This window comes from Streptomyces sp. 4F14 (genome assembly GCF_048159485.1).
GTDB lineage: Bacteria > Actinomycetota > Actinomycetes > Streptomycetales > Streptomycetaceae > Streptomyces.
Window position 1 is genome coordinate 198,260 of record NZ_JBLRVY010000014.1, and the last position, 19,303, is coordinate 217,562.

A 19,303-nucleotide genomic window follows, 5' to 3' on the forward strand; every position below is an offset into this window, starting at 1 on the left:
CTCGCGGTGTGCGCATGCGGTCAGGGGCAGACGCGTGTCGAGACACCGGAGGTCGGCTCGGGATGCCGTAGGGCCGCGGGGACGGCTCGTACGCCGAGGTCGGACGCAACGCACACAGCTCGCCGAGGCGGTGGCTGTGCGACGCGGTGTCTCGGGACCTCAGACGAGCAACGTCCTTCTCCAATCGGCGGCAACAGAAGCGAGATCAACCGTAGGGAGGGCGCTGTGGGGCTGTCAAAGGATTAAAACGAGCGATCAGAACGCGTCACGCATCAGCTCCGCCAGGTCGTGGTCCAGGTCCAGCTGGAGGTGTTCCAGGCCGACCGGGACCAGCTCGCTCGTCGCCTGAAGGAAGCGGCGTACGTCCGACGAGTGCACGTGCACGATCGCCGTGCCCTCCGGGGCGTGGAACTCCAGCACCGTCCGGTCGAAGCCGTACGGCCGCACCCGCACGTCCCCGTCGCCCTCCGCGTCCTTGAGGCCCGCCGCGAGCAGCTCGCGCGCGAACGTCCAGCACACGTCGACGCCCTCCAGCGTCGCCGGCGCCGGGAACGCCATCCGTACCGCGAACGGATCGGTCCGGTCGTACTGCAGCGTGGCGGGGATGCTCTGCATCCGAGGCGCGGCGGCGACCAGACGGGCCTCTACGGGCTGCTCGATGACGGTGGACATCGCCTTGCTCCCTTGTGACTGCTGGACGAACTTCCTGTCGGACGACACTCGACACTTCAAGAGACGCCGGAACCCCCCGATCCGTGCACATGAATTCCGAGTGACATCGGTCACCGTACGAGCGGGGCTCGTGGGACATCAGGGGTACCCGGAGGCGGAGAAAGCATGCGGGGCGGACGGACGGGGGCCTCTGGACGCACGCGCCGGTGTCCGCTAGCTTCGCCCGGCATGAGGCGCTCGGGGATCATGCGACGTGTGGCGGGCAAGGGGCGGAAGGGGGCCGTCCTGGGGGTGGTCTGCGGGGTGGTGCTGGCCGTGTCGGCCGGGACGCCCGCCCAGGCCGGTACGGCGTCGCCGGACGGCGCCCGGTGGGCGCTCAAGGACACCGGGACGCCCTCCGTACGGTTCCGGGGCCTCGCGGCCGTCAGCAGGGACACGGCGTGGCTCGCGGGGACGCAGGGGACCGTCCTGCGGACCACGGACGGCGGGGCGAACTGGCGGAACGTGTCGCCGCCCGGCGCGCAGGACCTCCAGTTCCGGGACGTCGAGGCGTTCGACGCGCGCCGCGCGGTCGTGCTGGCGATCGGCGAGGGCGAGGCGTCGCGGATCTACCGCACGGACGACGGCGGGGCGACCTGGACGGAGTCCTTCCGCAACACCGACGCGCGCGCCTTCTACGACTGCCTGGCCTTCTTCGACCGCCGCCACGGCCTCGCGATGAGCGACCCCGTGGACGGCAGGTTCCGCATCCTGTCCACGGCCGACGGCGGACGCACCTGGACCGTCCTCCCGGACACCGGCATGCCCGCCGCCCTCGACGGCGAGGCGGGCTTCGCGGCGAGCGGACAGTGCCTCGTCACCTCCGGCCCGCGCGACGTCTGGCTGGCGACGGGCGGCGCCGCCCGCGCACGCGTACTGCACTCCTCGGACAGGGGCCGCACCTGGACCGCCGCCGACACCCCGGTCCCGGCCGGCGACCCGGCCCGCGGCGTCTTCGCCCTGGCCTTCCGCGACCCCCGCCACGGCATCGCGGTGGGCGGCGACTACCGCCCGGACCAGCCCTCCCCGCAGGCGGCGGCCACCACCACGGACGGCGGCCGCACCTGGCGCCCCGCTCCCACGCCCCCGCCGTCCTACCGCTCCGGCGCCGCCTGGCTGCCCCACACCCGCGCCACGGCCCTGGCCGTGGGTCCCACGGGCACGGACATCACCACGGACGCGGGCCGTACCTGGCGCCCCCTGGAGGCCGGCTCCTTCGACACGGTCACCTGCGCCCCCGACCGCACCTGCTGGGCGGCCGGGGAACAAGGCAGGGCGGCCCGCCTGGAACGCTGATCCCGCGCGCGGGAGTTCAGCCGGCGTAGACCCTGCCCTGCTTCACCACGTAGTGCACGGGGTCCGAGCAGCCGATGGACGGGGTGAGCAGCAGGCTCACGGTGAGCGGCGCGGGCTCGGTGCTCGCGGTCGAGAACTCGCAGACGGCTCCCTTGCCGGTGAGCGGGTACCAGAACCAGCCGTCGACGTCGCCCACGGTGACGCGGTCCGACTCCGTCCAGGCGCCGCCCGCCTGCGTGTAGACCTGCAACCGCACGGAGGCGGCGTACTCGTCCTCCGTCGAACGCAGGGCGGTCAGGGTGATCCTGTAGTCGGTGCCGAGGGTGGTCGAGGCGATCTCGCGCGTGGTCGGCGGTATGGCGCCGGCCGCGGTCGAGGCGCCCGCGCCGGCGGCGCCGAGGCCGGCCGCCATCAGCAGGGTGAGGGCCGCGGCCGTGCCGCGACGGGTACGTGTCGACTTCATGAGTTCCCCCGTGGAACGAGTCGGTCCGGAACGTCGGAATGTTCCGTTGTGGGTGAAGACCCGTCAGACGCCCCAAAGGTTGCCCGGCGACTCCTCCCGTACCCTCGACCCACCATGACGACCGTACAGATCCCCGCCGGCTGGCCCACCACCGAAGCCGAAGCCCGAGCCGTCCAGGACGCCCTTCGCGCGCGCGTGGTGCTCGACGAACCCGGCCCGCCCCCAGGAACGGGACAGGTGACCGGCGTGGACGTCGCCTACGACGACGAGCGCGACGTCGTCGCGGCGGCGGCCGTCGTGCTGGACGCCGGGAGCCTGGAGGTCGTCGCGGAGGCCACGGCGGTGGGGCGGATCTCGTTCCCGTACGTGCCGGGCCTGCTGGCGTTCCGGGAACTGCCGACCGTCATGGCGGCGCTGGACGCGCTGCCCTGCGCACCGGGCCTGGTCGTGTGCGACGGCTACGGCCTCGCGCACCCGCGCAGATTCGGCCTGGCCAGCCACCTGGGCGTCGTCACGGGCCTGCGCACGATCGGCGTCGCGAAGAACCCGTTCACGTTCACCTACGACGACCCGGAGCCCGCGCGCGGATCGTCGACGCCTCTGCGCGCGGGCGACGAGGAGGTCGGCCGGGCCCTGCGCACGCGCGCGGGAGTGAAGCCGGTGTTCGTCTCCGCGGGCCACCGCACGACGCTGGACGCCGCCTGCGCCCACACCCTCGCGCTGACCCCCGAGTTCCGCCTCCCGGAGACGACACGCCGGGCGGACGCCCTGTGCCGCAGGGCGCTCCAGGAGGCCACGGGCGCCCCGGCGACCCGGAGCTGACGCACAGACCGATCTGAGTATCTGTACGGATGTGACGCCCCGCCGGCCCCGGCAGGCTGGCACCCATGACGAGCCACCGCGCCCCCAAGCCCCTCACCGACCCCGACCGCCCCGTCGAGCGCGCGGTCAACGCCGCCCTGATCCTCGCCGCGCTGGCGGGGTTCGGCTGGATCGTGGGCATGATCTACACCCTCGTGGAGTGGCAGATCTGACCTCCCTCACGTCCGGGCCGCCACCCGGAACCGGATCCCCGCCTTCTGCAACCGCCCGATCAACGCGTCCCCCATGGCCACCGCGGTCGTCACCTGCCCCGCCACCGGCGGCAGTTCGTCGACGGCCAGCGACACCGCGCTCTCCGCGAACATCTTCGCCGTCTCCCCGTACCCGGGGTCCCCGCCCGACACCTCGGTGAACACCCGCTGCCCGCCTCCCTCACCGACGAACCGCACGGAGAACCAGCTCCGCGCCCGCTTCTCCGCGTCCGGCCCCTCCCCGGGCTCCAGGCGCGCGGACAGCCACCTGCGCGCGGGCGGCACCTGCGCGGCGGCGACCAGCGCACCGACCCCGGCGACACCCCCGAGGGCGATCGGCAGCCGGCGGACGGCGGCGTAGTGCCGGTAGCGGAAGTCGGGCCCGTACCGGGGCAGCGCCCGTGCGGACCGGACGACGACCTGCGGATCGAGGGTGGGCAACGGCAGCGCCCAGGCCCCCACCTCGGACGCGAACCGGGGCGCTGAGGCGGGCGCGGTGGCCCGGCGCCCGACGAGCCGGGGCTCGTACCGCGCCCGGTCGCGTGCGGCGGCGAGCACCTGGCGCCCGCGCGCGAACTGGTTCAGCGCGGAGGCGAGCGTCCCGCCGGAGATCGTCCCGTCGGCGGTCACGAACCCGTCGACACTGATCGGCACCCCTTCGGGCAGCTGGCCCACCGTGAAGTACGCGCCCAGGTCGTGCGGCACGGAGTCGAACCCGCACGCGTGCACGATCCGCGCGCCGGTCTCCCGCGCGCGGGCGTCGTGCCGCACATAGGTCAGGTCGACGAACTCCGGCTCCCCGGACAGGTCGAGATAGTCGGCGCCGCTGTCCGCGCACGCGGCGACGAGATCGTCGCCGTAGGTCACGTACGGTCCGACGGTCGTGGCGACTACGCGCGCCTGCTCGGCGAGCGCCCGCAGGGACGCCGTGTCGGCGACGTCCGCGCGCAGCACGCCGACGCCTTCGCCGCCGGGCAGCCCCTCCCGCAGCCGCTCCAGCTTCGCCTCGCTGCGCCCGGCGATCGCCCACCGCAGCCCGTCGGGTGCGTGCGCGGCGAGGTACTCCGCGGTGAGCGTGCCGACGAAGCCGGTGGCCCCGAACAGCACGACGTCGTACGGGCGGTCTGCTTTCTTCGGCCTGCTCATGACACCCCTCGGGTCGTTGTCAGTGGCTGAGGCTAGCGTGGAGGGTGCGGCACGCGATCAAGCACCCGGACGGCCCAGTTTCCAAGCGCTTGCTCTTGTGTTCGACGGGAACACGTTCCTAGCATCGGCGGTGACGACAGCGAGGGGGCTGGATGACGACGGCAGGGCACGGACCGCTCGCCGGAGTGCGGGTGGTCGAGCTGGCCGGCATCGGCCCCGGCCCGTTCGCCGCGATGCTCCTGGCCGACCTCGGCGCCGACGTCGTCCGCGTGGACCGCCCCGGCCGCCCCGTCCTCGCCATCGACCCGGCGTACGACGTCACGAACCGGAGCAAGCGCTCCGTCGTCGTCGACCTCAAGTCCCCGCAGGGCACGGCGCTGGTGCTCGACCTGGCCGCCCGCGCGGACGTCCTGATCGAGGGCCTGCGCCCAGGAGTCGCCGAACGCCTCGGCATCGGCCCGCAGGAGTGCCACACCCGCAACCCCGCGCTGGTGTACGGCCGGATGACCGGCTGGGGCCAGGAGGGCCCCCTCGCGCACCGCGCGGGCCACGACATCGCGTACATCGCCGTCACCGGAGCCCTCGGCCTCACCGGCACCCCCGACCGGCCCCCGCCCGCCCCCGCGAACCTCCTCGGGGACTACGCGGGCGGCTCGCTCTACCTCGTCGTCGGCGTCCTCGCCGCACTCCACCACGCGCGCGCCACCGGCACCGGCCAGGTCGTGGACGCCGCGATCGTCGACGGCACCGCGCACCTGACGGCGATGCTCCACGGCATGCTCGCGGCCGGCGGCTGGCAGGACCGGCGCGCGGCCAACCTCCTGGACGGCGGCTGCCCGTACTACGGCACGTACGAGACGGTCGACGGCGGCCACATGGCGGTCGGCGCGCTGGAACCCCAGTTCTACGACGAGTTCACGGCCCTCCTCGGCCTCGACGGCTTCGCGGACGCCCGCAAGGACCTCGCCCGCTGGCCCGCCCTGCGCGAGGCGGTCGCCGCCCGCTTCAAGTCCCGTACCCGCGAGGAGTGGACGGCCCGCTTCGAGGGCTCCGACGCGTGCGTGGCCCCCGTGCTGTCCCTGCGCGAGGCCCCGCACCACCCGCACCTCGCCGCGCGCGGCACCTTCACCGACCACGGCGGCATCACCCAGCCCGCTCCCGCGCCCCGCTTCTCCGCGACCCCGACCACGATCCGCACACCCCCCGCCCGGCCGGGCGCCGACACGGCGGACGTGGCCAGGGACTGGGGGATACCGGGACTCGCCACCGACTGACCCGCGCGACCGAACCCACCCCGAAAGGCCCACCCCTTGAGCACCGAAGCGTACGTGTACGACGCGATCCGCACCCCGCGCGGGCGCGGCAAGGCCACCGGCGCGCTGCACGGCACGAAACCGATCGACCTGGTCACCGGCCTCCTGCACGCCCTCCAGGAGCGCCTGCCGAGCCTCGACCCGGCGGCGATCGACGACATCGTGCTCGGCGTCGTCGGCCCGCACGGCGACCAGGGCTCCGACATCGCCCGGATCGCGGCGATCGCGGCGGGCCTGCCGGACACGGTCGCCGGGGTCCAGGAGAACCGCTTCTGCGCCTCGGGCCTGGAAGCCGTCAACTCGGCCGCCGCGAAGGTCCGTTCCGGCTGGGAGGACCTCGTCCTCGCGGGCGGCGTCGAGTCGATGTCCCGGGTCCCGATGGGCTCCGACGGCGGCGCCTGGTTCAACGACCCGATGACCAACCTGGCCGTCGACTTCGTGCCGCAGGGCATCGGCGCCGACCTCATCGCCACCATCGAGGGCTTCACCCGCCGCGACGTCGACGAGTACGCGGCCCTCTCGCAGGAGCGCGCGGCGACCGCCTGGAAGGAGGGCCGCTTCACGCGCGCGGTCGTCCCGGTCACCGACCGCGCGGGCCTCACCGTCCTCGACCGCGACGAGCACCCGCGCCCCGGCACCACCGCCGACTCCCTCGCCGCCCTGAAGCCGTCCTTCGCGGACATCGGCGAACTCGGCGGCTTCGACGCGGTCGCCCTGCAGAAGTACCACTGGGTCGAGAAGATCGACCACGTCCACCACGCGGGCAACTCCTCCGGCATCGTCGACGGCGCCGCCCTCGTCGCGATCGGCTCGAAGGAGGTCGGCGAGCGCTACGGCCTCACCCCGCGCGCGCGGATCGTCTCCGCCGCCGTCTCCGGCTCCGAGCCGACCATCATGCTCACCGGCCCCGCGCCCGCCACCCGCAAAGCGCTCGCCCGCGCCGGGCTGAGCATCGGCGACATCGACCTCGTCGAGATCAACGAGGCGTTCGCGGCCGTCGTCCTGCGCTTCGCGAAGGACCTGGACATCCCCCTGGACAAGATCAACGTCAACGGTGGCGCTATCGCGCTCGGCCACCCGCTGGGCGCGACCGGCGCGATGATCCTCGGCACGCTCGTCGACGAACTGGAGCGCCAGGACAAGCGCTACGGCCTCGCCACCCTCTGCGTGGGCGGCGGCATGGGCATCGCCACCATCGTCGAACGCGTCTGACCCCCTCCCGACGGATCACCGAGAAGGCACCCCGATGAACTCCACCACCATCCGCTGGGAACAGGACCGCGAAGGCGTCGTCACCCTCGTCCTCGACGACCCGGACCAGTCCGCGAACACCATGAACGCCGCCTTCCGCACCTCCCTCGCGGCGGTCACCGATCGCCTGGAGGCCGAGAAGGACACCATCAAGGGCGTCATCGTCACCTCCGCGAAGAAGACGTTCTTCGCAGGCGGCGACCTGCGCGACCTGATCCGCGTCACCCCCGACACCGCGCAGGAGCTCTTCGACGGCGGCCTGGAGATCAAGCGCAACCTGCGGCGCATCGAGACCCTCGGCAAGCCGGTCGTCGCCGCGATCAACGGCGCGGCCCTCGGCGGCGGTTACGAACTCGCCCTCGCCTGCCACCACCGGATCGCCCTCGACGCGCCCGGCACGAAGATCGGCTGCCCCGAGGTCACCCTCGGCCTGCTCCCCGGAGGCGGCGGCGTCGTCCGCTCCGTACGCCTCCTGGGCATCGCCGACGCCCTCCTGAAGGTCCTCCTCCAGGGTACCCAGTACAGCGCCCCCAGAGCCCTCCGGAACGGCCTGATCGACGACGTGGCCGGCACCCGCGAGGAACTCCTCGCCAAGGCCCGCGCGTTCATCGACGCCCACCCCGCCTCCCAGCAGCCCTGGGACCGGCCCGGCTACCGCATCCCCGGCGGCACCCCGGCCAACCCCAAGTTCGCCGCCAACCTGCCCGCCTTCCCCGCGACCCTGCGCAAGCAGACCGCGAACGCCCCCTACCCGGCGCCGCGCCGCATCCTCGCCGCCGCCGTCGAGGGCGCCCAGGTCGACTTCGAGACCGCGCAGGTCATCGAGGCCCGCTACTTCGTCGAACTCGCCGCCGGGCAGATCTCGAAGAACATGATCCAGGCGTTCTTCTTCGACCTCCAGGCCGTCAACTCCGGCGCCAGCCGCCCCCAGGGCGTCGAACCCCGGCCGGTCCGCAGGGCGGCCGTCCTCGGCGCCGGGATGATGGGCGCGGGCATCGCCTACGCGTGCGCGCGCGCCGGCATCGACGTCGTCCTCAAGGACGTCACCGCCGAGGCCGCCCGCAAGGGCAAGGGCTACTCCGAGAAGCTGTGCGCCAAGGCCGTCGCCAAGGGCCGTACGACCCAGGAGAAGGCCGACGCGCTGCTCGCCCGCATCACGCCCACCGCCGACCCCGCCGACCTCGCGGGCTGCGACGCGGTCATCGAGGCCGTCTTCGAGGACGCCTCCCTCAAGCACAAGGTGTTCCAGGAGATCCAGCACGTCGTCGCCCCCGACGCGCTGCTGTGCTCCAACACCTCCACGCTCCCCATCACCGCCCTCGCCGAAGGCGTCGAACGGCAGCGGGACTTCATCGGCCTGCACTTCTTCTCGCCCGTCGACAAGATGCCCCTCGTCGAGATCATCAAGGGCGAGCGGACGGACGACGAGACCCTCGCGCGCGCCTTCGACCTGGTCCGGCAGATCCGCAAGACGCCGATCGTCGTCAACGACTCGCGCGGCTTCTTCACGTCCCGGGTGATCGGCCACTTCATCAACGAGGGCGTCGCCATGGTCGGCGAGGGCATCGAGCCCGCCTCCGTCGAACAGGCCGCCGCCCAGGCCGGCTACCCGGCCAAGGTGCTCTCCCTGGTCGACGAACTGACCCTCACCCTGCCCCGCAAGATCCGCAAGGAGTCCCGGCAGGCCGTCGAGGAGGCGGGCGGCACCTGGACCGCGCACCCCGCCGAGGCCGTGGTCGACCGCATGGTCGACGAGTTCGGGCGCGAGGGCCGCAGCGGGGGCGCCGGCTTCTACGACTACGACGAGAACGGCCGGCGTACGGCCCTGTGGCCGGGCCTGCGCGAGCACTTCACGCGCGCGGGCGCCGAGATCCCCTTCCGGGACATGCAGGAACGCATGCTGTTCGCCGAGGCCCTCGACACCGTCCGCCTCCTGGAGGAAGGCGTCCTCACCTCCGTCGCCGACGCCAACATCGGCTCCCTCTTCGGCATCGGCTTCCCCGGCTGGACAGGCGGCGTCCTCCAGTACATCAACGGCTACGAAGGCGGCCTCCCCGGCTTCACAGCCCGAGCCCGCGAACTCGCCGACCACTACGGCGACCGCTTCACCCCGCCCGCACTCCTCGTCGACAAGGCGGAGAAGGGCGAGACCTTCACCGACGCATGACACCCCCTCCCCTCGGCCCGGGACCAGCCACCACCCTCGGCCCGAGGGGATTGTCAGTGCCGTCGCCTACGGTGGTCACATGCCGGAGATCACATACACGAGGGGTGACGCCACGACACCATCGGTGAAGGGCGTCAAGGTGATCGCCCATGTCTGCAACGACATCGGGGGATGGGGAAAGGGCTTCGTCCTGGCCCTGTCCCGCCGCTGGCCGGAGCCGGAGACGGCCTACCGCGCCTGGCACCGTGACCGCGCGAACAACGACTTCGGGCTGGGCGCGGTCCAACTGGTCCAGGTGGAGCGGTACTTGTGGGTCGCCAACATGATCGGCCAGCGGGGGACCAGGACCGGCAGCAAGGGGGTCCCGGTCCGGTACGAGGCGATCGACGCGGCCCTGGAGCGCCTGGCGGAGCCGGTCCGGGAGCTCGGGGCGTCCGTGCACATGCCGCGCATAGGGTGCGGGCTGGCCGGGGGCACATGGCCTCGGGTGGAGCCGTTGATAGTCGAGCGGCTGGTGCGGCGGGGGATCGCGGTGACCGTGTACGACCAGGGGGAGGGCCCGAGTTGAGCGGCAAGGACATCGACGTACTCGTCCTCGGCGGAGCCGGTGTCGACACCATCGTCCCCGTCCCCGAACTGCCCCTCCCGTACGCCGACAGTCACATGGTCGACGGGATTCACGCCCGGGCCGGGCAGACCGGGGACTTCGTGGCACTGGGACTGACCGCGCTCGGACTGGCTGTGCACCACTTCGACTTCCTCGGCGACGATCCGGAAGGCGAGCTGGTGCGGGAGTTCCATCGGGTGCACGGCATCGCGTTGACCGCGCTGCCGCAGGCCGCCGGGACCAAGCGGGCCACGAACCTGGTGAGCCCGGACGGGCGCAGGCTGTCGCTGTACGACACGAGCCGGACCCGTTTCGAGGAGCGGTTCCCGGAGAGCGCCCTGCGGGAACTCGCCGCCCGCAGCAGGCACGTACACGTATCGCTCACCCACCCCTGCGCGGACGCCCTCCCGGTCCTGTGGGAGACCGGTGTCCCCCTCTCGACGGACCTGCACGACTGGAACGGCGAGAACCCCTACCACGAACCGTTCGCCCTCGGCGCGGACACCGTGTTCCTCTCCGCCGCCGCCCTCACGGACGTGGAGGCGACGATGCGCCGCATCGCGAGGGACGGCCGCGCGAGGACGGTCGTGGTGACGGCCGGCGCGAAGGGCGCGTATGTCCTCACGAGCGGCGAGCTGACCCACGTACCGGCTGCCGTTCCCCCCGCCCCCGTCGTCGACTCCAACGGCGCGGGCGACGCCTTCGCCGCGGGCTTCCTGTACGGCACCCTGACCGGCGCGACCCCGCAGGACAGCGCCCGATACGGCGCCCGCGCGGGGGCGTACGCGTGCACGGTCCCCGCGACCCGGGCCGCGGCCCTGACGAGGGCCGGCCTATGACCCGGAAACTTCACAAACGCCCTCTACTGCACGGGAGTTCACCCCTGTACCGTCCGGCGCATGCCTCTAAGCAAGCGCTTCACGACCTGGAGACCCCTCGCGGCCGGCACCCTCACCCTGCTGGCGGCCTCGCTTCTCACCCCCACCACGGCGCAGGCCGCTTCGAGAGAAAGCCTGCCGATCTACTCGTACGACAAGGCGATACGCCAGTCCGTATGGGTGGACACGGGCCTGGACGGGGACGGCGACGGCAAGAAGGACCGGGTCGCCGTCGACATAGTCCGCCCCCGCGAACCGGCCCAGCAGGGCCGTAAGGTGCCGGTCATCATGGACGCCAGCCCCTACTACTCCTGCTGCGGCCGGGGCAACGAGGGCCAGCTCAAGACGTACGACGCGGGCGGCAACGTCGTCCAGATGCCCCTGTTCTACGACAACTACTTCGTCCCGCGCGGCTACGCGTTCGTCGGCGTCGACCTCGCCGGCACCAACCGCTCCGACGGCTGCGTCGACATCGGCGGCCCCTCGGACATCGGCTCCGCCAAGGCGGTCGTGGACTGGCTGAACGGCCGCGCGACGGCGTACACGACCCGCACGGGCACCACCACCGCGAAGGCCGACTGGACCAACGGCCGCACCGGCATGATCGGCAAGAGCTGGGACGGCACGATAGCCAACGGCGTCGCCGCGACCGGCGTCAAGGGCCTCAGGACGGTCGTCCCGATCAGCGCGATCTCCTCCTGGTACGACTACTACTTCCAGCAGGGCGCCCCGCTCTACGACGGCGGCCCCGACGACCTCTCCGACTACGTCGACAGCCCGGACGCCCGCACCAAGTGCGCCGCGGTGCAGCAGCAGCTCAAGAACGGCGCCCCCCGCACCGGCGACTGGACGCCCCTGTGGACCGGCCGGGACTACGTCAAGGACGCCGGCAAGGTGAAGGCCAGCGTCTTCGCCGTCCACGGCATGCAGGACCTCAACGTCCGCACGAACCACCTCGGCCAGTGGTGGAACGCCCTCGCGCAGCACGGCGTCAAGCGCAAGATCTGGCTCTCCCAGACGGGCCACGTCGACCCCTTCGACTTCCGGCGCGGCGCCTGGGTCGACACCCTGCACCGCTGGTTCGACCACGAACTCCTCGGCTACGACAACGGCATCGACCGCGAGCCGATGGCCGACGTCGAACGCCACCCCGACCAGTGGGAGACGTCCCGCGCCTGGCCCCCGTCCGGCACCCACGCGGCCACCCTGCGCCCCGCCACCGGCGCCCAGCCCGGAGTGGGCGCCCTGGGCCTGCGCAAGGGCACCGGCACGGAGACGTTCACCGACAACCCCGCGCTGGACGAGTCGGACTGGTCCGCGAAGATCGACACGACGACCCCGGAGAAGGCCGGGTTCACCACCCCGCCGCTCACCCGTGACCTGCGCCTCGCCGGTTCCCCGACGGTCACCGTCACCGCGACGCCCACGACCCCGACGGCCCACCTCTCCGCCGTCCTCGTCGACCTCGGCCCCGACACGATCCGCGACTACGCGGCGTCCGGCGAGGGCATCACGACGCTCACGAACCGCACCTGCTGGGGCGCGAGCACGACCGGCGACAGCGCCTGCTTCAAGGAGACGGCGGCCCGCACGACTCCCGTCGACTTCAACATCGTCAGCCGCGGCTGGGCGGACCTCGGCACGTACGCGAACCCGGGCCACGGCGTCCCGCTCACCCCGGGCAAGCGCTACACCCTCACGATCGCCCTGGGCGCCACCGACCACGTGGTCCCGGCGGGCCACCGCCTCGCCCTGATCGTGGCCGGCACGGACAAGAACCTCATCGAGCCCCCGGCCGACACCCCGACCCTGGCACTCGACCTCGCCCGCACCTCGGCGAACGTCCCCCTCGTGGGCGGCGCCCCCGCGTTCGCCCGCGCGACCTCGGGCACGGCCACCCCGCCGAGGACGGCCGGCCCCCTGGACGGCGTGGGCCCGCTGCCGAAGGCCCGACAGGTGCCGTAGCCACCCGGGACACCGGAACGCCGCCGCGCTCGCCACCTACGGCAACCCTGCCGCGTACGGCGCTCCGCTGACACACGGCGCCGCAGGACCCCTCCTGCGGCGCCGCCCCTTTCTCTGCGGCGAGTTCGGCGACGGGCACCTGTCACGCCACTCCCACGAGACGCTTTACCGGCACTCCGGCATCCCGGCACCCCCGCCCCTCACCCACCCCCCTCCACCAACCCCGCAGCCTCCCGCGCACACCCCCACGCCACGGTCACCCCCGCACCCCCGTGCCCGTAGTGATGCACCACAACCCGCCCATCGCCCAACACCCCCCGCTCCAACCGCACCGCCGGCCGAGCGGGCCGCAGCCCCACCCGGTGCCCCAGCACCCGCGCCCCCGCGATCTCCGGCCGCAACTCCGCGCACCGCCGTACGATCGCCTCCGCCACCGCGGGGTCCGGCGTGAGCGACCAGGCATCCTCCTCGGCCGTACCGCCCAGCAGGAGCCGTCCGGGCTGGGGAAAGAAGTACGTGAGGGAGGCGCCCGTGTTCCCGGACACGGTCCAGTGCTCGATCCCGGGATTCTCGACGACCACCAACTGCCCCCGCACAGGCCGCACTTCGGGATCCCCGGCCAACTCCCGCGCCCCGAGCCCGGCGCAGTTCACGACCACGGGCGAGTCGGCCTCGGCGAGTTCGGTCACCGTGCGCACCTCGACAAGGCCACCCGCCTCCTCCAACCGCCCCCGCAGCCACGGCAGATGCACGGCCATGTCGACCAACGGCAGCCGAGCCCACACCCCCGGCCCCACCGGATACTCACCCGGCGTACAGGCCCGCAACCCCAGCCCCGCCCCCTCCAGCCACCTCACCTCGCCCAAGGACGTCTCCCCGAGCACCCCCTCCGCCATCCGCACCCCCGACGCCCCGCCCGCCACCTCCCGGTACACGGCGAGCGACTCCAACGCCCAAGCGCGCGCGGCCCGTCGGGGTTCGATGTGGTACGGCCACCACAGCGCCCCGGCGACGGCGGAGGTCGTCGCCTCACCCACCTCACGGGCCCACACCCGCACCCGCCACCCCCGCTCGGCCAGCACGATCCCGGTCGTCAGCCCGATGACCCCGGCCCCGATGATCACGACGTCACGATTCATCCCCGGAACCTCCCCGAAGGAACCCGCCACCGAACCCGGCCGCCCTGGAACGAAACCCGGAAGCCCTACCCCCGGACCCCCGCTAGGATCTACTCTCTGTGACCGCCACCCTCGTCGCCAAGAACCTCGCCGCCGGCCACGGCGACCGCTCCCTCTTCTCCGGACTCGACCTCGTCGTGGCCCCCGGGGACGTGATCGGCCTGGTCGGGGCCAACGGCGCGGGCAAGTCCACGCTGCTGAGACTGCTCGCGGGCCTGCTCGCCCCGGAGGAGGGCGACCTCAAGCTCTCCCCGCCGACCGCGACCGTCGGCCACCTCCCGCAGGAACCCGAACGCCGCCCCGGCGAGACGATCCGCGAGTTCCTGGCCCGCAGGACCGGCGTCGCCGAGGCACAGCGCCTGATGGACGAGTCCGCGCAGGGCCTCGCCGACGGCGTCCCCGGGGCGGACGACGCGTACGCCGTCAGCCTGGAGCGCTGGCTCGACCTCGGCGGCGCCGACCTCGACGAACGCGCGGAGGAGACCGCCGCGTCCCTCGGCCTCGCCGTCGGCCTCGACCAGCCGATGACGTCCCTGTCCGGCGGCCAGGCCGCCCGCGCGGGCCTCGCCTCGCTCCTCCTCTCCCGCTACGACGTCTTCCTCCTCGACGAGCCCACCAACGACCTCGACCTCGACGGCCTGGAGCGCCTGGAGCGGTTCGTGAAGGGCCTGCGCGCCGGCACGGTCGTCGTCAGCCACGACCGCGAGTTCCTCACCCGCACGGTCACCAAGGTCCTCGAACTCGACCTGGCGCAGGGGCAGATCAACTTCTACGGCGGCGGCTACGAGGCGTACCTCGAAGAACGCGCCACCGCCCGCCGCCACGCCCGCGACGACTACGAGGAGTACGCCGACAAGAGGGCCGCCCTCCAGGACCGCGCCCAGATGCAGCGCTCGTGGATGGACAAGGGCGTCAAGAACGCCCGGCGCAAGGCGAACAACGACAACGACAAGATCGGCCGCAAGTTCCGCAGCGAGGCCAGCGAGAAACAGGCGGCGAAGGCCCGCCAGACCCAGCGCATGATCGAACGCCTCGACGTCGTCGAGGAACCCCGCAAGGAGTGGGAACTGCGGATGGAGATCGCCTCCGCACCCCGCTCGGGCGCGGTGGTCGCGTCCCTGCGCGACGCGCGGATCCGCCTGGGCGACTTCGACTTCGGCCCGGTGACGCTCCAGATCGACTGGGCGGACCGAGTAGCGGTCACCGGCGCGAACGGCGCGGGAAAATCAACCCTGTTGGCAGCCCTCCTGGGCCGCCTCCCCCTCGACTCCGGTACGGCGACCCTGGGTTCGGGCGTGTTGGTGGGCGAGGTGGACCAGGCCCGCAAACTGTTCTACGGCCCGGAGTCCCTGCTCGACGCGTTCTGCGCGGCGGTCCCCGACACAGAACCGGCGGAAGTCCGCACGTTGCTGGCCAAGTTCGGCCTGAAGGCGGACCACGTCCTGCGCCCGGCAGCAACCCTGTCCCCGGGCGAGCGAACAAGAGCGGGCCTGGCCTTGCTCCAGGGCAAGGGCGTGAACCTCCTGGTCCTGGACGAGCCGACGAACCACCTGGACCTCCCGGCGATCGAGCAGTTGGAGTCGGCGCTGGAGGCGTACGAGGGAACGCTGCTTTTGGTGACGCATGACCGCAGAATGCTGGACGCGGTACAGGTAAACCGGCGCCTGGAGGTCAGCACAGGCAAAGTAACCGAGCGCTAAGGTTCTTGTCTTTTAGGGGCGCGGGGAACTGCGCGACCAGCCCCAACGGACCCGCAGTTCCCCACAAACCTGTTACCGCTTCCCCTTCTTGTCCACCAACCCCGCCTTCCGCAAAGCATCGGCCATCGCACTGTTGGAAGGCGCCGGAGCCGACCGCTGACGCTGCTGCTGAGGCTGACGCCGAGGCCCAGAACCCGCACTCGACTTCGCCGCCTCATCCTCCAGCCGCAAAGTCAACGAAATCCTCTTCCGAGGAATATCCACGTCAAGCACCTTCACCTTGACGATGTCCCCCGGCTTCACCACTTCCCGAGGATCCTTGACGAAATTCCGCGACATCGCGGAAACGTGCACCAGCCCATCCTGATGCACACCGACATCGACGAACGCCCCGAACGCGGCGACGTTGGTGACAACCCCCTCCAGCACCATCCCGGAGGACAGGTCGGCGATCTTCTCGACCCCCTCCTTGAAAGTCGCCGTCTTGAAGGCGGGCCGAGGATCCCGACCGGGCTTCTCCAGCTCCTTGAGAATGTCGGAAACGGTAGGAAGCCCGAACGTCTCGTCGACGAAGTCACCGGCCCGCAGCGACCGCAGCGCCCCCGTGTTACCGATGAGCGCGGCGACCTCCTGCCCGGACGTCTTCACCATCCGCCGCACGACGGGATAAGCCTCGGGGTGAACGCTGGACGCGTCCAGCGGATCGACCCCGCCCCGGATCCGGAGGAACCCCGCACACTGCTCGTACGCCTTGGGCCCGAGCCGGGCGACCTTCTTCAGCTCGGTCCGGGACCGGAACGGCCCGTTCGCGTCACGGTGGGAGACGATGTTCTCCGCGAGCGTGGAGGTCACCCCGGACACCCGGGCCAGCAGCGGCGCGGACGCCGTGTTGACGTCGACCCCGACGCCGTTCACACAGTCCTCGACGACCGCGTCGAGGGACCGCGACAGCTTTACCTCGGAGAGATCGTGCTGGTACTGCCCGACCCCGATGGACTTGGGGTCGATCTTCACCAGCTCGGCCAGCGGATCCTGGAGCCGCCGCGCGATGGAGACGGCGCCGCGCAGCGACACGTCCATGTCGGGCAGCTCCTGCGAGGCGAACGCGGACGCCGAGTACACGGACGCGCCCGCCTCGGAGACCATGACCTTCGTGAGCTTCAGCTCGGGGTGCTTGGTGATGAGTTCACCGGCGAGCTTGTCGGTCTCGCGGGACGCGGTGCCGTTGCCGATCGCGACCAGCTCGACCGCGTGCTCCTTCGCGAGGCGCGCGAGCTTGGTGATCGCCTCGTCCCACTTGTTCGCCGGGACGTGCGGATAGATGACGTCGGTCGCGACGACCTTGCCGGTCGCGTCGACGACGGCGACCTTCACGCCCGTACGGAAACCGGGGTCGAGGCCGAGCGTCGCGCGCGTACCGGCGGGGGCGGCGAGGAGGAGGTCGCGGAGGTTGGCGGCGAACACGTCGACCGCCTCGTCCTCGGCGGCCGTCCGCAGGCGCAGGCGGATGTCGATGCCGAGGTGGACGAGGATGCGGGTGCGCCAGGCCCAACGGACCGTGTCGAGCAGCCACTTGTCGGCGGGACGGCCCCGGTCGGCGATCCCGAACCGCGAGGCGATGATCGGCTCATATGACGAAACCGAGCCCGAAACCGAGCCCGAACCGGCGTCGGCCGAAGGCTCCTCCGGCTCCAGGACGAGATCGAGGACGTCCTCCTTCTCGCCCCGCAGCATCGCCAGGATCCGGTGCGAGGGCAGCGCCGTGAACGGCTCGGCGAAGTCGAAGTAGTCGGCGAACTTCGCGCCCGCCTCCTCCTTGCCGTCCCGCACCTTCGCGGTCAGCCGCCCGCGCGTCCACATCCGCTCGCGGACCTCGCCGATCAGGTCGGCGTCCTCGGAGAACCGCTCGGTGAGGATCGAGCGCGCGCCGTCCAGCGCGGCCTGCGGGTCGGCGACGCCCTTGTCCGCGTCGACGAAGGTGGCGGCGGCGGCCAGCGGGTCGACGGACGGGTCCCCGAGCAGGCCCTCGGCGAGCGGTTCGAGCCCGGCCTCGCGCGCGATCTGGGCCTTCGTACGCCGCTTCGGCTTGAACGGGAGGTAGATGTCCTCCAGCCGCGCCTTCGTCTCGGCGCCCCGGATGCGGGCCTCCAGCTCGTCCGTCAGCTTGCCCTGCTCGCGGACCGACTCCAGGATCGCCGTCCGGCGCTCCTCCAGCTCGCGCAGGTAGCGCAGGCGCTCTTCGAGCGTGCGCAGTTGCGCGTCGTCGAGCATCTCCGTCGCTTCCTTGCGGTAGCGGGCGATGAACGGCACCGTCGAACCGCCGTCGAGGAGCTCCACGGCCGCCCTGACCTGCCGCTCCCGTACGCCGAGTTCCTCGGCGATCCTGCCTTCGATGGACCCTGCTTCGGTCACGACCCGTACCGCCTTCTCCAACGTCAGCTTGCGTCGCAATTGTGGCAGGTGCCACTGACAGCGGGTGACCGGGTGCGTGAACTCGCGCCACGTGACCGTGGCCGAAAAGGTGGGGAGCCCGTCATTGCGGCCATCCGGACACCCGCGAAGAATCGGTCGCATGGCAGAGCGCACCGTCCTCGTCGTCCTCTTCGACGGCGTCCAGAGCCTCGACGTGACCGGCCCGGCGGAGGTCTTCGCGGGCGCCCACGCGTTCGTCCCCGGCAGCTACCGCATCGTCACGGCCTCCCTGGACGGCACCCCCGTACGCACCACCAGCGGCCTCACGCTGGTCCCGGACACGGCCCTGTCCGAGGCGCCCGTCCCCGACACGCTGCTGGTGCCCGGCGGCCGGGGGACGCGGGGCGAGGCCCCGGAACTCGTCGCCTGGCTGCGCGCCAACGGCTCGCGCGCCCGGCGCCTGGTCTCGGTGTGCACCGGCGCGATCCGGCTCGCGGAGGCCGGGTTCCTGGACGGCCGGCGGGCCACCACGCACTGGGCGTACTGCGCGCAACTCGCCCAGGACCACCCGGAGATCGACGTCGACCCCGAGCCCATCTACGTCCGTGACGGCGCCGTCTCCACCTCGGCGGGCGTGACCGCGGGCATCGACCTCGCGCTGGCCCTCGTCGAGGAGGACCTCGGCCGCGACATCGCCCTCTCGGTCGCCCGCCACCTCGTCGTCTTCCTGCGTCGCCCCGGCAACCAGGCCCAGTTCAGCGCGCAGCTCACCGCCCAGATGGCCCGGCGTGAACCCCTCAGGGAGGTCCAGCGCTGGATCTCCGAGCACCCGGCGGCCAACCTCGACGTCGATTCGCTGGCCGCTCGCGCGGCTCTGTCTCCCCGCCACTTCGCCCGCGCCTTCCGCGCCGAGACCGGCACCACCCCGGGCCGCTACGTGGAACGAGTCCGCCTCGAACACGCCCGCCGCCTCCTGGAGGACACCACGTCCGGCATCGAACAGATCTCCCGCACGAGCGGCTACGGCACCCCCGAAGCCATGCGCCGGGCCTTCGTCAAAACCCTCGGCACACCCCCGGCGGAATACCGCCGCCGCTTCCGCCCCACCACGACCTGACACCCCCGAGTCCGACCGGAAGGCCC

General features: G+C 72.3%; 16 protein-coding genes. 11 read left to right on the top strand and 5 right to left on the bottom strand.

The window, feature by feature from the left end; translation table 11 throughout:
* Positions 1-255: 255 nt before the first annotated feature.
* Positions 256-672 (bottom strand): SsgA family sporulation/cell division regulator, encoded by a 417-nt coding sequence (locus ACLZOT_RS24900; protein WP_416971271.1) that lies wholly within the window; start codon positions 670-672, stop codon positions 256-258.
* A gap of 246 nt (positions 673-918) precedes the next feature.
* Between ACLZOT_RS24900 and ACLZOT_RS24905 the strand changes: the two genes are divergently transcribed.
* Positions 919-2,007, top strand: coding sequence for a WD40/YVTN/BNR-like repeat-containing protein (locus tag ACLZOT_RS24905; protein ID WP_416971272.1), 1,089 nt, complete (start codon positions 919-921; stop codon positions 2,005-2,007).
* Between the two features lie 16 nt (positions 2,008-2,023).
* Here ACLZOT_RS24905 and ACLZOT_RS24910 read toward each other — a convergent pair whose 3' ends face one another.
* On the bottom strand, positions 2,024-2,470 hold the full coding sequence (locus tag ACLZOT_RS24910) for a hypothetical protein (RefSeq protein ID WP_416971273.1): 447 nt from the start codon (positions 2,468-2,470) through the stop codon (positions 2,024-2,026).
* Positions 2,471-2,584: 114 nt separating this feature from the next.
* On the opposite strand from ACLZOT_RS24910, the gene ACLZOT_RS24915 reads away from it, so the two are divergent.
* Both ACLZOT_RS24915 and mmpA read left to right on the top strand, forming a co-directional pair.
* Positions 2,585-3,292, top strand: a complete 708-nt coding sequence (locus ACLZOT_RS24915; RefSeq protein WP_416971274.1) for an endonuclease V — start codon at positions 2,585-2,587, stop codon at positions 3,290-3,292.
* A gap of 65 nt (positions 3,293-3,357) precedes the next feature.
* Positions 3,358-3,504, top strand: a complete 147-nt coding sequence (gene mmpA / locus ACLZOT_RS24920; RefSeq protein ID WP_416971275.1) for a morphogenic membrane protein MmpA — start codon at positions 3,358-3,360, stop codon at positions 3,502-3,504.
* A gap of 6 nt (positions 3,505-3,510) precedes the next feature.
* On the opposite strand, the gene ACLZOT_RS24925 is transcribed toward mmpA, so the two are convergent.
* Positions 3,511-4,689, bottom strand: a complete 1,179-nt coding sequence (locus tag ACLZOT_RS24925; RefSeq protein ID WP_416971276.1) for a saccharopine dehydrogenase family protein — start codon at positions 4,687-4,689, stop codon at positions 3,511-3,513.
* Between the two features lie 152 nt (positions 4,690-4,841).
* Here ACLZOT_RS24925 and ACLZOT_RS24930 point away from each other — a divergent pair, with 152 nt between their 5' ends.
* From ACLZOT_RS24930 to ACLZOT_RS24955, 6 genes are all read left to right on the top strand, one after another.
* Positions 4,842-5,963 carry a CaiB/BaiF CoA transferase family protein gene (locus ACLZOT_RS24930; protein WP_416971277.1) on the top strand — a complete coding sequence of 374 codons (1,122 nt, stop codon included), beginning with the start codon at positions 4,842-4,844 and terminating at the stop codon, positions 5,961-5,963.
* Between the two features lie 36 nt (positions 5,964-5,999).
* Entirely contained in the window at positions 6,000-7,214 is a 1,215-nt protein-coding gene (locus tag ACLZOT_RS24935; protein ID WP_416971278.1) for an acetyl-CoA C-acetyltransferase, read from the top strand.
* Between the two features lie 34 nt (positions 7,215-7,248).
* Entirely contained in the window at positions 7,249-9,420 is a 2,172-nt protein-coding gene (locus ACLZOT_RS24940) for a 3-hydroxyacyl-CoA dehydrogenase NAD-binding domain-containing protein (RefSeq protein ID WP_416971279.1), read from the top strand.
* A 79-nt stretch (positions 9,421-9,499) separates the two neighbouring features.
* Entirely contained in the window at positions 9,500-9,988 is a 489-nt protein-coding gene (locus ACLZOT_RS24945) for a macro domain-containing protein (RefSeq protein ID WP_416971280.1), read from the top strand.
* The gene (locus tag ACLZOT_RS24950; RefSeq protein ID WP_416971281.1) at positions 9,985-10,866 is read left to right on the top strand and encodes an adenosine kinase; all 882 of its coding nucleotides are present in this window, start codon (positions 9,985-9,987) and stop codon (positions 10,864-10,866) included. Before ACLZOT_RS24945 ends, ACLZOT_RS24950 begins: the two co-directional genes overlap by 4 nt.
* Before the next feature lie 60 nt (positions 10,867-10,926).
* On the top strand, positions 10,927-12,870 hold the full coding sequence (locus tag ACLZOT_RS24955) for a Xaa-Pro dipeptidyl-peptidase (RefSeq protein WP_416971282.1): 1,944 nt from the start codon (positions 10,927-10,929) through the stop codon (positions 12,868-12,870).
* A 200-nt stretch (positions 12,871-13,070) separates the two neighbouring features.
* Here the strand turns inward: ACLZOT_RS24955 and ACLZOT_RS24960 are convergent, their stop codons facing one another.
* Positions 13,071-14,009 carry an FAD-dependent oxidoreductase gene (locus tag ACLZOT_RS24960; protein WP_416971283.1) on the bottom strand — a complete coding sequence of 313 codons (939 nt, stop codon included), beginning with the start codon at positions 14,007-14,009 and terminating at the stop codon, positions 13,071-13,073.
* A 98-nt stretch (positions 14,010-14,107) separates the two neighbouring features.
* On the opposite strand from ACLZOT_RS24960, the gene ACLZOT_RS24965 reads away from it, so the two are divergent.
* Positions 14,108-15,748 carry an ABC-F family ATP-binding cassette domain-containing protein gene (locus ACLZOT_RS24965; protein WP_416971284.1) on the top strand — a complete coding sequence of 547 codons (1,641 nt, stop codon included), beginning with the start codon at positions 14,108-14,110 and terminating at the stop codon, positions 15,746-15,748.
* A 72-nt stretch (positions 15,749-15,820) separates the two neighbouring features.
* On the opposite strand, the gene ACLZOT_RS24970 is transcribed toward ACLZOT_RS24965, so the two are convergent.
* The gene (locus ACLZOT_RS24970; protein WP_416971285.1) at positions 15,821-18,160 is read right to left on the bottom strand and encodes a Tex family protein; all 2,340 of its coding nucleotides are present in this window, start codon (positions 18,158-18,160) and stop codon (positions 15,821-15,823) included.
* Between the two features lie 160 nt (positions 18,161-18,320).
* On the opposite strand from ACLZOT_RS24970, the gene ACLZOT_RS24975 reads away from it, so the two are divergent.
* Entirely contained in the window at positions 18,321-19,277 is a 957-nt protein-coding gene (locus ACLZOT_RS24975; protein WP_416971286.1) for a GlxA family transcriptional regulator, read from the top strand.
* Positions 19,278-19,303: the final 26 nt, after the last annotated feature.